Below are 15,230 nucleotides of genomic sequence, written 5' to 3'. Positions count from 1 at the left end.
CGAACCGAGGAGGCGTTGCGGCATTACCGAGGTTGACATATCTATATTATTTAGGTAGGAATTATGGGTTTGGAAGCGGGACCGATGAGTCATATTTTGGACAACCCGGTGTGGGAGTCGCTCAGCGGCCCGCACGCCTCCTTCGCGGAGCGGCGCGGCGGAGTCGCCCGTTACCCGGTCGACATGTCACCCTTCCTGGCCATGGCCGGCGACCCGACGGCGGACGACTGGGACGCCATCGCCGCCCTGGCAGGGCCCGGCACCATCGTCGCGGCACCGCTCGGACGCTCGCAGCCGCCGCCCGCATGGGAAATCGTGCAGGTTGTCCCCGGCGTACAGCTCTCCGGTGAGGCTGTGTGGGGCGAACCCGACGCGGAAGCCGTACGCCTGACGGCCGCCGACGTCCCCGACATGCTCGACCTCACCGCCCATACCCAGCCAGGACCCTTCCTGCCGCGCACCATCGAAATGGGCGACTACCTCGGCATCCGCCGGAACGGCGCACTTGTCGCGATGGCGGGAGAACGCCTCCACCCACCCGGCTGGACCGAGATCAGCGCCGTCTGCACCGACCCCGCCCACCGCGGCCAAGGCCTCGCCACCCGCCTGATCCTCGCCGTCGCCGCCGGAATCCGCTCCCGCGGCGAAACCCCCTTCCTCCACGCCGCCGCCCACAACCCCGCCATCCCCCTCTACGAATCCCTCGGCTTCACCCTCCGCCGCCACACCACCTTCAACGCCCTCCGCGTCCCCCACCTAACCCAAACCTGACCCACCTCCCAGCCCAGGCCAGCCGACCAGAACCCAGCCACCAGTTCGCGTCCCACGCAGATGTGACTGTGCATTCGTTTCGGGTTCAGGTCGGTTTGCCAGCCTCACCTGCGAGCCGCCCACGCCAGCACAAGTCGGTTCTGTCCCCAAAAATGAGATCGGCTGGTCAGGGCCCAGCTGCGACTCATGCGTCCCATGCAGGCGTGGCGCGGTTCCGTCTCCATGGCCTGAGCCGCACGAAATTCCGTCCCATGCAGGCGCGAGGGGGTCCCGTAGCAAGGCCCGGGTCGGATGACCACACTCCCAAAGGCCGCGCCTCCGAGGCCCTGGATTGCTTACGCCTGGTCCAACTGGTGAGGGTGGGCGGCGTCGGTCGTTTCCGCTGATAGCAGGCGTGGCGTCGTGAAATGAGGACGGCCATCGGAATCCTGGTCTGCGTTCGAGCACGTGGCGACGACGCGGGCCGCTGAGGGTAGCTCAGGCGGGCAAGACAACGCCGATTGCCCAGGGATCAACTCAGGCGGGGAAACGACTCCGGTCGCCCAGATAGCGACTCGGACGGGAAAGCGACATGGGCTATCTGAGGGGGGCTCAAGCGGGAAAGACGACACGGAGGCCCCGAAGAGCGACTCAGGCGCGGAAGAACGACGTGGGTCGTTCGGGGACGGCTCAGGTCGGGAACGACGCTCGCCGTCCGGAGAGCTACTCGGGCGCGGAAGAACGACACACGCCCTCCGGGGGCGGCTCAGGTCGGGAACGACGCCCGCGCCCGAAGAGTTACCCAGGCACGGAAGAACGACGTGGGTCGTTCGGGCGGTTCAGGTCGGGAATGATGCTGCAGCCGAAGGGTTACTCAGGCGCGGATGAACAACACGGGCCGCCCGGAGGGTGGATCAGGTACGGAAGAACGACGTGGGTCGTTCGGGGGTGGGTTAGGCGGGGAAGGCGGAGCGGGGGATGCCTACCTCGTGGGTGGCGGCGATTCGGGCGTGTTCGAGGAGGCGTTTGCGGGACATGGCGCCGGAGTGCAGGGTGTAGCGGACGACGAGGCCGTCGAGCATGCCGTCGAGGCGTTCCGCGGCGCCTACCGGGTCGTCGCAGAAGAACTCGCCCTTGGCTACGCCCTCGGAGATGACCTCGGCGAGGATCTCGATCCAGCCGCCTTCGAGTTCGAGCAGGATCTCGCGGACGTGGGGCTCGCGCACACCGAGCGCCCAGGCGTCCAGCCAGAGGATCCAGCTCTGGTCGGAGCGGGAGCTGGGAATGTAGTAGCGCAGCACCCGGTCGAGGCGCTGGACGGCCGTACCAGGCCCGGCGATGATCTCACGCAGCCGTTTGACCTCGGTTTCCGAGGTGGCGCGGAGCATCGCGGTGATGAGATCGTCCTTGGTGGCGAAATGGTAATGGATCAAGCCACCGCTGACATTGGTGGCCTTCGCGATGTCGGCGACACGGGTGCTCGCCAGCCCTCGCTCCAGCACGACGCGCCGGGCGGCGTCCAGCAGTTCGGCCCGGCGCTGATCAGCCTGATCGGCCCGGCTACTCCGGGCGCCCTCCGCACTGCGCACGCCGCCAAGACTACCGCAGCGATCGCCGCCATAAGGGCTGTGGATACAACCCTACCCTTGACGGTTGACTGGTCAACCAACCAGTCTAGATAGGGTGAAACCCGCACGGCTGCTCGCGCCCAGGTCCGTCGCCGTGGTCGGCGCCTCCACCCGTCCCGGCTCGTACGGCAACCAGGCCGTGGCCAACTTGCTCAGCGCCCGATTCCCCGGCCCCGTCTTCGGCGTCCACCCCACGGCCACCCAGGTCCACGGGGTCCCGTGCGTCCCCCGAATCTCCGACCTTCCCCTCGCCCCCGACGCCCTGGTCATCGCCACCCCGGCCGCCGGCGTACCCGCCCTCGTGGCCGAAGCCGGAGCGTACGGCTGCGGCGGAGCCGTCGTCCTGGCCGCCGGATTCGCCGAGATCGCCGGAGGCCGCGACCTCCAGGACGAACTCACCCGCCAGGCTCACCTCCACGATCTCCCGATCTGCGGCCCGAACGGCAACGGCATCGTCTCCGTGGTCAACCGCGCCCCCCTCTGGGGTGACGCCTACACCGCCCGCCGCCCAGGCCCGGTCGCCCTCATCTCCCAAAGCGGCAACGTCGCCGTCAACGCCCTGCTCAGCACCCGCGCCCTCGGCCTCCACACCGTCATCTCCTGCGGCAACCAGGCCGTCCTCGACGCCTCCGACTACCTCTCCGCCCTGGCCGACCTCGACGGCGTCCGCTCCATCGCCCTCTACCTCGAAGACGAAGGCGACGGCCACCGCCTCGCCACCGCCCTCGCCCACTGCGCCGACCACGGCATCCGCACCGCCGTCCTCAAAGCCGGCACCAGCCCCCTGGGCGCCTCCGCCGCCGCCGCCCACACCGGCTCCATCACCGGCGACTCCCGCCTCCTCCGCGCCCTGATCCAAGAAGCCGGCGGCACCTGGGCCCAAAACCCCCACGAACTCCTAGAACTAGCCAAAACCCTGGCAACCCCCCGCCGCCCCCTCACAACCACAACAACTGACACACGGACTCCCAACGGCCCAATGTCCGTCATGAGAAATGCCGATCCGACAACCGCCGAAGACGGCGGAACACCGATGGAGGGAAGCAGCGGGTCATCGATAGCCAAAAGCGGCGGTACACCGGTAACCGGAGGCAGCCGCACCTCGATCACCAAAGACGACGGAACGCCGATCGCGGAAGAGGGCGGGACATCGATCGCCGGAGGCGAGAGGGCGGGGGTGGCTGCGCGCGAGCGTGGAAAAGGGTGGGTGGGTGGGAGAGGCACTGGGAGTGCTCGCGGGGTGCTTGTGGTGACTTGTTCGGGTGGGGATGCGGCTACGGCGGCGGATGAGGCGGAGCGTTTGGGGGTGTGGTTGCCGGGGTTGGGGGTGGAGACTGTGGAGGCGCTTCGGGGGGTGTTGCCGGCGACGGCTACGGCGGGGAATCCGCTGGATTACACGGCGGTGATCTTCGGGGAGACCGAACGGACGGCCGATCTCATCACGGTCGGCGCACGGGATGATGCCATCGGCCCCGTTCTGGTCTACTACGATCGCCCGGCCCAGATGACTGAGGATGCGGCGGAGAGTTGGGATGGCGCGCTGGATGGTGTGATTCTCGCCGCCTCGCGGCTGACTCAGCCGATCATCGTCGCCTCAACGCTGCCTGAACTGATGCCTGAGGAAACCGCGGAACGTCTGGCAGCCCACGGGATCGTCCCGGTGGCCGGCCTGACTGAGGGCATCCTGTGCGCAGGCGCCTTGACCACCCCACCGCCAGACCCGGCCAGACTCCGAGCCATCGCCGCCGCCACCCGGCCGCAACGCCGGACACCCGACGAACTCCGCATGCAGACGACTCCCGGTCCCAACGCGAAGGAACGTCCTGACACACAGCGGACACGCAGGTCCGGAACGGAACAGATGCAGCAGACGCGTAGATCTGTAACGGAAGAGACACAGCGGACACGCAGGTCCGGAACGGAGCAGATGCAGCGGACGCCGCAGTCCGGAATCCTGGAACAGATGCAGCCGACATGCGGATCCGAAACGAAACAGATGCAGCGGACGCGTGCTTCCGGAACGGAACAGATGCAGCGGATGCGCGGGTCCGGAGCGGAAGTGGTGTCGCCGTCAGGGTGGATGGCCGAGCACGAGGCGAAAGGGCTGCTCAGGGCGTGGGGGTTGCCGGTTCCACGAGGACGGGTGGCAGTCAGCGCGGATGACGCGGTCGGCATCGCCACCGAGTTGAACCGGCCAGTGGCTATGAAAGCCAGTTCACCATTTATCCAACACAAGTCGGATATTTCAGCCCTTGAGCTTGGCGTAACACGCGACAACGTCCGAGACGTTTACAGAAGGCTGACGGAGCTGGGCTCCGTACTGGTCGAGGAGATGGCCGACCCCGGAGTCGAAGTCATGATCGCGGTAAGGCGCGACGGACTCGTGCCCGTCGTGGTCGTCGCCTTGGGCGGCCTCTGGGTGGAAATCTTCGACGACGCCGTCCTGATCCCCCTCCCCGCCGACCCTCAAAGACTCGAACAAGAAATTCACCGCCTCAAAGCAGCCCCCCTGCTCACCGGCACCCGAGGCACACCCCCATCCGACGTCCCCGCCCTAGCCGCCCTAGCCTCCCAACTCGGCACCCTGGCCCTAACAGAGAACCTGGACCTGATCGAGCTGAACCCCGTCTTCGTCCACCCCACCGGGGTCACCATCGCCGACGCCCTCATCCGCCGGAGAACCTAACCACCCCTCCCGGTGTAAGCAGGACATGAGACGACGCGATTTCCTGACGGTCTGCGGCGGAGTCGCCCTGATAGGCGCCTGCGGATCCCCAGCAGCACCCCGCAAACCCACCACCCCCGGCCAACTCCTCTACGCCGACACCAAGACCGGCATATCCGTCATCGACACCGGCACCGGCCGCACACTCACCAACGCCACAATCGCCGGCCCGAAATGGACAAACCTCTACACCCTCGACGGCACCTCCCTCATAACCCTCGACGGCACCACCGGCAAGGAGAAAACCAGAACCCCAACCCCCACCGCCCAAACCGCCCGAACCGTCTCCAACTCCGGCCGCCGCATCCTCCTCGCCGACCCGGCCCCCACCGACCCGTACCACTCCCCCGGCCGTACGGAAACCCGCTTCGTGATCGCCGACCCCACCGGCTCCTCACCCGCGAAGACGTACACGCTGGAAGGAAACTACGAACCGGACGCCTTCTCCCAGGACGACAGCTACCTGTTCGTCGTGGACTACCTCCCGCCCACCAAGCCCGACGGCTACCGCGTCCGCATGCTCAACCTGGCCGACGGCAAGGTCAGCCCCATCCTGACCAGAACCAAGCAGATCGTCCCCGAAGGCGCGGAGGAGGTCATGCGCGGCGACGGCCGCCTGGGCGTCCCGTCCCCGCTCGGCGACCGCCTCTACACGCTGTACACCCACCAGCCCGACCACCTGCACACCCGCGACCTCGTGGCGGGCCGCTCCACGGGCGTGCACGCCTTCGTGCACGTGCTCAGCCTGACCGAGCTCTGGGCCTACTGCCTGGACCTCCCCGAACCGTTCGGCAACGGCCCCGCCGACGCCCACACCCTCGCCGTCACCCCCTCCGCCCTGTACGTCTTCGACACCACCAGCGGCCAGGCCCTCCGCGCCGAAACCCCCGACCTGACCACGATCACCACCCAGTCCATCCCCAAATCCACCGGCCCGGCTTTCGCCACCGCGACTCTCGACACCCTCCACCTGACCTCCGGCGGCAACCTCTACTCCATCGACCCGGACACGCTCAGAGCGACCCGTATCGGCTCGGTCCCGGCCGACGCGCGCGGCCTCACGACGGGCTCACCGGGCACCCTCTGGCTGGGCGTGCCGGAAGGAGCCGTGCACCTCGACGCGAACACCGGCGAGGAACTGGCCCGCGTCGCGGTCCCGGGCCTGGTCAGCCTCCGCCACGCCCAGCCGGCCGTCTAGCCGGCAGCAGAATCGTGGCCAGCGCCCCGCCGCCCGGCGGCGAGCTGAGCGTGACCTCGCCACCCGCGTCCCTGACCGCCTGCGCGACGATGGCCAGCCCGAGCCCGGACCCGGGCAGGCTGCGCGCCGACGGCGAACGCCAGAACCGGTCGAACACGTGCGGCAGCTCGTCGGAGGGGATGCCGGGGCCTTCGTCCAGCACGGTCAGCTCGCCACCGCGCAGCCGTACGGTCACCGTCCCCCCGGCGGGGCTGAACTTCACCGCGTTGTCGAGCACGTTCACCGCCGCCCGCGCGAGCCCCCGCGCGTCCCCGTGCACCCGCCACGGCGACAGGTCCACGTCGAACCGGAGCCCCGGCCCACGCCGTCGGGCCCGCGCCACGGCCGCCGCGACCACCTCGTGGAACTCCACATCGGTGGACAGCTCCCCGGTCTCCGCGTTCCTGGACAGTTCGAGCAGATCGCCGATCAGGCTGGACATCTCCTCGAACTGCTCCTTCACGCTCAGCAGCAACCGCCGTTTGGCCTCGGGATCGAGCGGCCTGCCCGTGTTCTCACTCCGCAGCAGCAGATCGATGTTGGTACGCAAACTGGTCAGCGGAGTCCGCAACTCGTGCCCCGCGTCCGCGATGAGCCGCCGCTGCCGGTCCCGCGAACTGGACAACGCGGTCGTCATCGTGTTGAACGCCGTGCTCAACCGGGCGATCTCGTCGGTCCCCTCGACGGGGATGCGCACCGCCAGGTCGTCCGTACGGGCGATGTGCTCCACCGCACCCGTCAACCGTCCCACGGGACGCAGCGCCGTACGGGCCAGCCAGAGCCCGGCGAGCGCGGCCCCGAGCACCCCGACGGCGGAGACGATGATGAGCACCACGCCCAGCACCCGCAGCCCGGCGTCCATGTCCTCCACCGACCGGAACGTGCTGACGGCGACGCCCGGGTGCGAGCGGCACTGCACGGTGTAGACGAGCACGGGCGTGCCGTCGTCGGTGACGGCGCTCCGGGTGATCGGCGGGCCGCCCCGGGCCAGGGCACGCTCCGCCGGGGTGGGCCTGACCTGCGCGTACCCGCCGGAGCAGACCCGGCCGTCGGCGCGGATGACCTGCCAGCCCCGGCCGGAGGGATCCCATTTCGGCGCGCCGCCGAGGCTGTGCCCGCACGCCTCCAGCGCCCATTCGACCTGGTCGGGCGCGACCGGGCGTTCGATCGACTCGACGATCTGGCGGCGCAGCAGGTCGTGCACGACCAGCCAGCTGGCCCCGGCGCAGACGGCGATGGCCACCGCGACCGCGACCGCGATGAGCAGGGTCAGCCGTCCGCGCAGGCTCACGGGGCGGCCCGCAGCGTGTACCCCACGCCGCGCACGGTGTGGATCAGCCGGGGCCGCTCGCCCGCCTCGGTCTTGCGGCGCAGGTACATCACGTAGACGTCGAGGGAGTTGGAGGACGGCTCGAAGTCGAAGCCCCAGACCTGGCTGAGGATCTGCTCCCGGGTGAGGACCTGGCGCGGGTGGGCCAGGAAGAGTTCGAGCAGCAGGTACTCGGTCCTGGTCAGGTCGAGGCGGCGGCCGTCCCTGGTGACCTCGCGGGTGACGGTGTCCATGCGCAGGCCGTCGTAGGCCAGCACGGAACCGCCCGCGCCGGACGACAGCGCGCTGCGGCGCAGCAGCGCCCGCACCCGGGCGAACAGCTCGTCCAGTTCGAACGGTTTGACCAGGTAGTCGTCGGCGCCCGCGTCCAGGCCGGAGACCCGGTCCCCGACGGCGTCCCTGGCGGTGAGCATGAGCACGGGCACGTGGTTGCCGCTGCTCCGCAGCCGCCGGCAGGCGGTGAGCCCGTCCAGGCGCGGCATCATCACGTCCAGCAGCACCGCGTCGTACGGCTCACGCGCCAGCTCGCCCAGCGCGATCTGCCCGTCGGGCACGGTGACGACCTGGTAGCCCTCGAACTCCAGGCTGCTCCGCAGCGCCTCCCGCAGCGCGGGCTCGTCGTCCACGACCAGCAGCCGCCCCGCGTGCTCGGTGTCCTCACTCACGCGGTCCACGGTAGCGAGCGACGATGAGAGCGGCCTTAACTCAGTGACTAAGAACCGCCATTGCCGCGTTATGTCCGGGAATGCCGGACACGCCGCCGCCACGTCTGGCCCCGGCGCCGCAGAGCAGCAGCCGCTCGTACGCGGTCTCGACCCCCCACCGCCCGTCCTCGGCCGACTCGGCGAACGGCCAGCTCAGGTCGCGGTGGAAGATGTGCCCGCCGGGCAGCCCCGCGTCCCGCTCCAGGTCCAGCGGCGTCTTCGCCTCCAGGCAGAGCTCCCCCGCGGGGGTTCTGAGCAGGCAGGACTCGATCGGCTCCGCCAGCACGCTGTCGATGGAGGCGATGGTGCGGCGCAGCGCCTCCTCCTTCGCGCCGTCCGTGCCGAACAGCCGGGCGGGCATGTGCAGGCCGAACAGCGTCATCGTCTGCGCCCCCGACGCGCGCAGGTCCGCGCCCAGGATGGACGGGTCGGTGAGCGAGTGGCAGTAGACCTCGGCGGGCGGCAGGTCCGGGACCCTGCCGGCGGCGGCCTGCGCGTACGCGGCGGCGAGCTGGTCCCGGCTCTCGTTGATGTGGAAGGTTCCGCTGAAGGCCTCCCGCGGATCCACCGACGTGTCCTTCAGCCGGGGCAGCCGCGACAGCACCATGTTCACCTTCAGCTGCGCGCCCTCCGGGTGCTCCGGCGTCTCCCCGAGCAGTCGCGACAGCACCGCGGGCGGCAGGTTGGCCAGCACGTGCCCGCCGGTCACCGCGTGCTCGCCGGCCGAGTCCCGGAACGTGACCTCGCCCGTGGCGGGGTCGATCGCCACCACCTCGGCGCCGGTGCGGATCTCCGCACCGCTCGCCCGGGCGATCTCCGCCAGGCCGCCGGAGACCGCGCCCATGCCGCCCACGGGCACATTCCAGTCGCCGGTCCCGTCGCCGACCACGTGGTAGAAGAAGCACTTGTTGGCCAGCAGGTCCGCGTCCGGGTCGGCGAAGGTCCCGATCAGCGCGTCCGTCAGCACCACGCCGCGTACGGTGTCGTCCGCGAAACGCTCCCCGACGACCTGCCCGATGGGCCGCTCGAACAGATCGCGCCAGGCCTGCTCGTCGCCCACCGCCGCCCGCATGCCGGCCCGGTCCACCAGCGGCTCCAGCAGCGTCGGCGCGACCCGCGCGGCCACCTCGGCCGTCATCGCGTAGAACCGCCGCCAGGCCGCCAGGTCCTCGGTGCCGCCGGTGACGGCCTCGAACGAGGATTCCGTACGGCCCGCGTCGTCGTTGTCCACCAGCAGCCCGGTCTCCCCCACCGGCGTGTACGACGCGAACCGCCGATGCTTCAGCTCCAGCGCCAGCCCGAGATCCTTGACCACCTTGGCCGGCAGCAGGCTCACCAGGTAGGAGTACCGGGAGACCCGCGCCTCCACGCCGGGGAACGCCTGCGCCGAGACGGCCAGGCCGCCCAGGTGCCCGTACCGTTCCAGGACCAGCACCCGCCGCCCGGCCTTGGCCAGGTAGGCGGCGGCGACCAGGCCGTTGTGCCCGCCGCCGGCGACGACGACGTCATACCGCGAAACGTTCATGTGTTGTGTCCTTGCCTCGTGATCGTCCGGGGGGTCGTGTACGGCCGCGGACGGTCAGAGACCGGTCTGCCAGTGGGGTGCGGGGCGGAGGGCTGGGGACACCATGCCCCGACAGTACCCCGGGCGCTAAGTTGTGGCCATAGGTGGTTTGCGCTGGTCCGGCGGTTGAAACTGACCGGTTACTCAGCGCGTTGGACGGCCGTCCCCCGACTGCCTAGCGTGTGAAGCCGTGAACTACCGGACTGGAGAGACATGATCAAGCGTTCCGACGAGGTGGCGACCGCGCTGGCCGAGGGCAGGCCGGTGGTCGCGCTGGAGTCGACGATCATCTCGCACGGCCTGCCGCGGCCGCGCAACCTGAAGGTCGCGATGGAGCTGGAGGAGGTCGTCCGCGCGGCGGGCGCCGTACCCGCCACCATCGCGGTGCTGGACGGCATCCCGCGGGCCGGTCTGGACAAGGACGAACTGGAACGTGTCGCCTCCGAATCCGGCCTGCGCAAGCTGGGCTTCCGTGACCTGGCCCCGGCGGCGGCCCTGGGCGTGAGCGGCGCGACCACCGTGTCGGCGACCTCGTTCCTGGCCGCGCGGGCCGGCATCCGGGTGTTCGCCACCGGCGGCCTGGGCGGCGTGCACCGCGGCTGGACCAGCGTGCAGGACGAGTCGGCCGACCTGGACACGCTGAGCCGGACCCGGATCACCGTCGTCTGCGCGGGCGTGAAGTCCATCCTGGACGTGCCCGCCACCCTGCAGCGCCTGGAGACCCGCCAGGTCGCGGTGGTCGGCTACCGGACCTCCGAGTTCCCCGGCTTCTACCTGAGCACCTCCGGCGAACCCGTGGACTGGCGGATCGAGTCCGCCGCCGAGGCCGCGGGGATCATGCGCGCCCAGGACCGCCTCGGCGGCCCCGAGACCGCGCTGATCGTGGCCAACCCGGTCCCCACGTCCGAGCAGCTCGACCCGGAGCTGCACGACCGCGTGCTCGCCGAGGCGCTGGCCGCCGCCGACGCCGAGGGCGTCACCGGCCAGGCCATCACCCCGTTCCTGCTCGACTACCTGGTCAGAGGCACCGGCGGCGCGTCCCTGGAGGCCAACCTGGCGGCCGTGCGCGGCAACGTGGCCCTGGCGGCGGAGATCGCGACGGCCTGGACGGACCGCTGACCGTGGGCCTGCTGGTGATCGGCGACGTGGTGACCGACGTCGTCGCCCTGCATCACGCGCCGATGCGCGGCGGCACCGACACCGAGGCCGACATCGTCTTACGGCCAGGCGGCTCGGGCGCCAACACGGCCGCCTGGGCCGCCCACCTCGGCGCGGACGCCCGGCTGCTGGCGCGCGCGGGCTTCGACACGGCCGAGTGGCACCTGGCCGAGCTCGTCCGCGCCGGCGTGCGCCCGCACGTCACCGTGGACCCGGACCATCCCACCGCCGTGGTCATCGCGATGGTGGACGCGTCCGGGGAACGTTCCTTCCTCACCAACCGGGGCGCCAGCCGGCGGCTCGGCCCCGCCGACTGGTCGGACGACCTGCTCGACGGCGTACGGCACCTGCACGTGTCCGCGTACACGATGTTCGCGACACCGGGTCTCGAACTGGTCAGACTCGCGATTCTGGCGGCAACCGGACGAGGGGTGACGATCAGTGTGGATCCCGCTTCAACTGGATTCCTCCGAGATTTCGGTGTCGCCCGATTCCTCCGTGAGACCGCTGAGGCGAGTATCGTCATCCCCAACCGGGACGAGGCTCTCCTGCTGACCGGCGAGACCGAGCCAGCGGCCGCTGCGGCAATCCTCAGCGACCGGTACGGCACGGCCGCCGTCAAGCTGGGATCGTCCGGCGCGATCCTCGCCGAGCATGGCGGGATCGTGTCGCGTGCCACGTCCCGGCGGCTGGGCGCGCCCGGATCGGCCGTTACCCCGACGGTCGACAGCACGGGCGCGGGTGACGCGTTCGCGGCGGGATTCCTCGCCGCCAGACTGGCCGGATTTCCGGCCCCGGAGAGTGTGGAAGCCGGTTGCCGCGCAGGTGCGGAGGCGGTCGGCGCGGTGGGCGGACGGCCACCGGGCCACTCCGCACCGAGGGAAGCTTTACCCTATTGACACCAATTGATAGCTTGCGGCGTAAGCTGCACCATTAGCAACAAGCGTCACTCTCGGGAGGGTGCGGTCATCCGATGGACGCCGAGTCAACGATCTGCCTGAGTGATCTGGTTCCGGCCCTGCGCTGGTCCCGGCCCCAGCAGGTCGCCGAGGTGCTGGGCGATCCCCGGCTGCCCGGCGGCTGGTGGGGTTCGGTGGCGCTGGGCCGCGCCCTGGGGACTACTGGACTCGACTGGCTCTGCGACCGGCTGGCCCGCCTCGCGGTGAGCCGCTGGGACCACGTCGCGCTGACCGACCTGCTGCCGGCCTTGCAGGTGCACTCGGTGGATCCGGCGCTGCCCGGCTGGCCGGAACCGGCGAAATCGGTGATCATCGGGCTGGGCGGCTGGCATCGGCTGCGGCGGCTGACGCCGGGCGACCTGCAGGGTCCCTCGGTCCCGGCCACCCCCGAGGTGGTCCTGACCATCGTGTTCCGCGAGATCTTCAGCCACATCCGGGTCGAGGCGCCGCTGCCCGAGATGCCGTACGAGGCGGCCGCGTCCGCCGCGGCCGTGCCGCAGCCGGCCGTCGCCACGGTGCCGCCGCGGCAGGCGCCGGCCCAGTACCCGACCGGCGAGTTCCCCGCCCAGACTCCCGCCGCACAGGCTCCGGCCGCGTCGGCTCCGGCGCTTCCGCGCCGTCCCGGGGCGCAGTCCCCGGCCGCGCGCAACGGCCGGGCCGAGACCGGCCCCATGGCCGCCACGCCCGCGCCCACGGCGCCCCCGGCCGTGGCCCCCGCGGCGCCCGCCGCGACGCCCGCCCTGCCGCCGGTGCTCCAGCCTGACGCGCCGCTGGCCGCGCCGGTGTCGGCGAGCGAGCACCCGATGGTCGCGCTCGTGGACAGCCTGTTCCGGGAGTGGAACCCGCTGGAGCGCGCGGTGGCCGCGGAGCGGCTGTTCGCCGACGAGCCGGTCAGCCTGCGTACCCTCGCCCACCAGCTGAACGTGGACCGGGACATGCTGTCCCAGGCGCAGCGGGCGGCCGAGGAGCGGGTGCTGATGTGGCTGCGCTCGCCCGACTCGGCCGCGCTGACCGGGCACCTGTTCGGACTCACCGAGTGGCTCGGCACCGCCGCCACCCAGGAGCAGCTGATCGGCGCCGACCCGTCGCACCCGATCGAGGTGCCGTCGCTGCGCACCCAGCTGTGGCGGGTGCTGGTCACCCTCATGCCGGACCGGCGTCTGCAGGACGGCTGGCTGGTCGTGGGCGACCTGGGCGGCCTGCGGGACCGTACGCGGCAGGTGCTCGCGGGCAAGACCGCCGACACGGACGTGATCGAACTGCTCGGCCAGCTCGGTATCCGGGCGCACTCGGCCAAGGCCTGGATGGAGTCCATGCCGCCGGCCCCGCAGCCGCAGCGTCCCGGCTCCGCGCCGCTCCCCCCGCCTCCCGGGGCGCTGGACCCGCAGTCGCCGCTGCCTCGCCGTACGCCGGGGGCCAACGGGCACCAGCAGCGCGGCGGCATGCCCATCCCGTCCATGGCCAACAGCGGTCCGGACCCGGCGACCGCGCTGGCGGCGCTCAACGCGCTGACCGGCCAGACGCCGCGCCCGCACCTGGTGCCCAGCCCGCGGACCACCGCCAGCCCGTCGTCGGACCCGCGCCGCTGGCAGCGCATCGACGTGACCAGCGGCCACCTCAGGGGCGAGCCGGTGGCCGTGCCCGAGGGGTACGCGGCGCAGCTCGGCATGCGTCCCGGCACCCTGCTGTCGGTCACCGGGCCCGGCGACAACGCGGTGGTCCTGGTGTGGCGGGACCGCCAGCCGGTCTTCGACTCGCTCCAGCCGGTCCTGATGCGCCTCAACGCCCGTCCGGGCGACTCGGTGTACGTGACGGTGGACGGGTACCGGCTGGACGCCCAGCTAACGTCCTAGCCCCTTCTGACACGCCCCAGGGTGTTCGCTCAGGCTTCTTGACGTACGCCTCAGGCCCGCTCGCCGTCCGGCGGGCGGGTCAGCATCTTGCGGTAGTACGTGGCGGAGACGTCGTACCCGAGCGCCCGGTAGAACTCGGCGGCGCGCCGGGTGGCGAGGGCGACGTAGCCGGCGTCCCTGGTCCGCGCCCACACCTCGAACTCCTCCAGCAGCAGCCGGCCGAGGCCGTGCCGCCGGAACGCGCTCTCGATCATGGCCTCCTCCACCCAGGCCACCCGCCCGTTGGCGAACAGCGTCAGATGGGTGAACCCCAGCAGGTACCCGCGCACCACCCCGTCGACCGTGGCCACCATCAGGAACGCGTCCTCGTTCGCCATCAACTGGGGGAAGGCCGCGTCGAAGGGGGCGCGCTCCGGCCGGAACGACAACGCGAACTCCCGCGCCAGCGCGAAGATCTGGTCGGCATCGGTCTTCTCGGCCCTGCGCAGCTGGAGATCCTGGAGATCATCGCCCGTCATGAGAGGACTCTAGAATTCGCGCGCCAAATACGTCCATCATCACCATGGCCGTAACAACTGGTTAGGACCGAAATTCAAGACGCCCCCGGTGCCGAGGCGGCTCGGCGTCGGGGGCGTCCGCGCGTGTCAGGCGCGTGTCAGGCCATGGTGATGTTCGTGCCGTCCACCTTGATCGGCACCTCGGGGAGCGGCTTCGTCGCCGGGCCCGAGGAAACTGAACCGTCGGCGATGGAGAAGTGCGAGCCGTGGCAGGGACACACGATCTGGCCGTCGGCCACGCTGGTCACCTTGCAGCCCTGGTGCGTGCAGGTGGGGCTGAAGCCCTTGAAGGTGCCCGCCTCCGGCTGCACCACGACGACTCCGGCCAGCACGACGCCGCCGCCGACCGGAACCTCGGCCGTGGTGGTCAGGGCGCCGCCCGCGGCGGGCGCGGAGGAGCCGCCGCCTTCCGTGGTCTGCGGTGCCGCGGTGCTGTCGCCGCCGCCCGAGCACGCCGCCACGGCGACCCCGGCTCCGGCGAGCGCGGCCACACTGAGCGCATGCCGACGCGTGACGTTCTTATCCACGAATATGCCCTTTCATCCGATTGACTGGCCCCCGGCCAAGCCAACCACCGGGCTGGAGCGGCCTCGCACTCTTGATCACATTTCTCATCGTTTATTAATGCGGCCCCGCCCGCCGGCGCCCCGTGGCCCTCGCCCGGCCTTCTGCCTGCCCGGCCACGAACAGCGAGGTTACCTCGGCCTCCGGGGTCCCCGAGGCCGCCCCCCGCGATGTGACCTGCGTCACCACGCACCCGTTCAC

At 70.8% G+C, this 15,230-nt stretch carries 12 protein-coding genes; 6 read left to right on the top strand and 6 right to left on the bottom strand.

Annotated features, from left to right (window positions below):
* Positions 1 to 84: 84 nt before the first annotated feature.
* Positions 85 to 771 carry a GNAT family N-acetyltransferase gene (locus Aph01nite_RS11765; RefSeq protein WP_239161603.1) on the top strand — a complete coding sequence of 229 codons (687 nt, stop codon included), beginning with the start codon at positions 85 to 87 and terminating at the stop codon, positions 769 to 771.
* 932 nt (positions 772 to 1,703) lie between these two features.
* Here Aph01nite_RS11765 and Aph01nite_RS11760 read toward each other — a convergent pair.
* Positions 1,704 to 2,339: a TetR/AcrR family transcriptional regulator gene (locus Aph01nite_RS11760; RefSeq protein ID WP_204040848.1), complete on the bottom strand. Its 636-nt coding sequence runs from the start codon at positions 2,337 to 2,339 to the stop codon at positions 1,704 to 1,706.
* Positions 2,340 to 2,433: 94 nt separating this feature from the next.
* Between Aph01nite_RS11760 and Aph01nite_RS11755 the strand changes: the two genes are divergently transcribed.
* Positions 2,434 to 5,064, top strand: coding sequence for an acetate--CoA ligase family protein (locus Aph01nite_RS11755; protein ID WP_204040847.1), 2,631 nt, complete (start codon positions 2,434 to 2,436; stop codon positions 5,062 to 5,064).
* Between the two features lie 25 nt (positions 5,065 to 5,089).
* Complete coding sequence (locus Aph01nite_RS11750) at positions 5,090 to 6,301, top strand: hypothetical protein (RefSeq protein ID WP_204040846.1); 1,212 nt, start codon at positions 5,090 to 5,092, stop codon at positions 6,299 to 6,301.
* Here the strand turns inward: Aph01nite_RS11750 and Aph01nite_RS11745 are convergent.
* Genes Aph01nite_RS11745 through Aph01nite_RS11735 form a run of 3 tightly spaced genes read right to left on the bottom strand, consistent with a single transcriptional unit; the run spans position 6,270 to position 9,899 of the window.
* A complete protein-coding gene (locus Aph01nite_RS11745) occupies positions 6,270 to 7,631 on the bottom strand; it encodes a sensor histidine kinase (protein WP_239161602.1) in 1,362 nt (453 codons plus the stop codon). The two genes, Aph01nite_RS11750 and Aph01nite_RS11745, sit on opposite strands and share 32 nt — an antisense overlap.
* Positions 7,628 to 8,344: a response regulator transcription factor gene (locus Aph01nite_RS11740; RefSeq protein ID WP_373872288.1), complete on the bottom strand. Its 717-nt coding sequence runs from the start codon at positions 8,342 to 8,344 to the stop codon at positions 7,628 to 7,630. The genes Aph01nite_RS11745 and Aph01nite_RS11740 overlap by 4 nt, the downstream gene beginning before the upstream one ends.
* A gap of 31 nt (positions 8,345 to 8,375) precedes the next feature.
* Complete coding sequence (locus Aph01nite_RS11735) at positions 8,376 to 9,899, bottom strand: phytoene desaturase family protein (protein WP_204040845.1); 1,524 nt, start codon at positions 9,897 to 9,899, stop codon at positions 8,376 to 8,378.
* A 252-nt stretch (positions 9,900 to 10,151) separates the two neighbouring features.
* Between Aph01nite_RS11735 and Aph01nite_RS11730 the strand changes: the two genes are divergently transcribed.
* The 3 genes from Aph01nite_RS11730 (at position 10,152) to Aph01nite_RS11720 (ending at position 13,908) form a co-directional block, all read left to right on the top strand.
* Entirely contained in the window at positions 10,152 to 11,057 is a 906-nt protein-coding gene (locus Aph01nite_RS11730) for a pseudouridine-5'-phosphate glycosidase (RefSeq protein WP_204040844.1), read from the top strand.
* A 2-nt stretch (positions 11,058 to 11,059) separates the two neighbouring features.
* Positions 11,060 to 11,995, top strand: a complete 936-nt coding sequence (locus tag Aph01nite_RS11725; RefSeq protein ID WP_239161600.1) for a carbohydrate kinase family protein — start codon at positions 11,060 to 11,062, stop codon at positions 11,993 to 11,995.
* Positions 11,996 to 12,069: 74 nt separating this feature from the next.
* Positions 12,070 to 13,908, top strand: a complete 1,839-nt coding sequence (locus Aph01nite_RS11720) for a hypothetical protein (protein ID WP_204040843.1) — start codon at positions 12,070 to 12,072, stop codon at positions 13,906 to 13,908.
* Positions 13,909 to 13,958: 50 nt separating this feature from the next.
* Here Aph01nite_RS11720 and Aph01nite_RS11715 read toward each other — a convergent pair whose 3' ends face one another.
* Positions 13,959 to 14,426: a GNAT family N-acetyltransferase gene (locus tag Aph01nite_RS11715; RefSeq protein WP_204040842.1), complete on the bottom strand. Its 468-nt coding sequence runs from the start codon at positions 14,424 to 14,426 to the stop codon at positions 13,959 to 13,961.
* A 137-nt stretch (positions 14,427 to 14,563) separates the two neighbouring features.
* Positions 14,564 to 14,992, bottom strand: a complete 429-nt coding sequence (locus tag Aph01nite_RS11710; RefSeq protein ID WP_239161599.1) for a Rieske (2Fe-2S) protein — start codon at positions 14,990 to 14,992, stop codon at positions 14,564 to 14,566.
* Between the last annotated feature and the right edge of the window lie 238 nt (positions 14,993 to 15,230).

Source organism: Acrocarpospora phusangensis (assembly GCF_016862995.1).
Classification (GTDB): Bacteria; Actinomycetota; Actinomycetes; order Streptosporangiales; family Streptosporangiaceae; genus Acrocarpospora; species Acrocarpospora phusangensis.
This window is presented reverse-complemented; position numbering and strand designations above follow the sequence as displayed.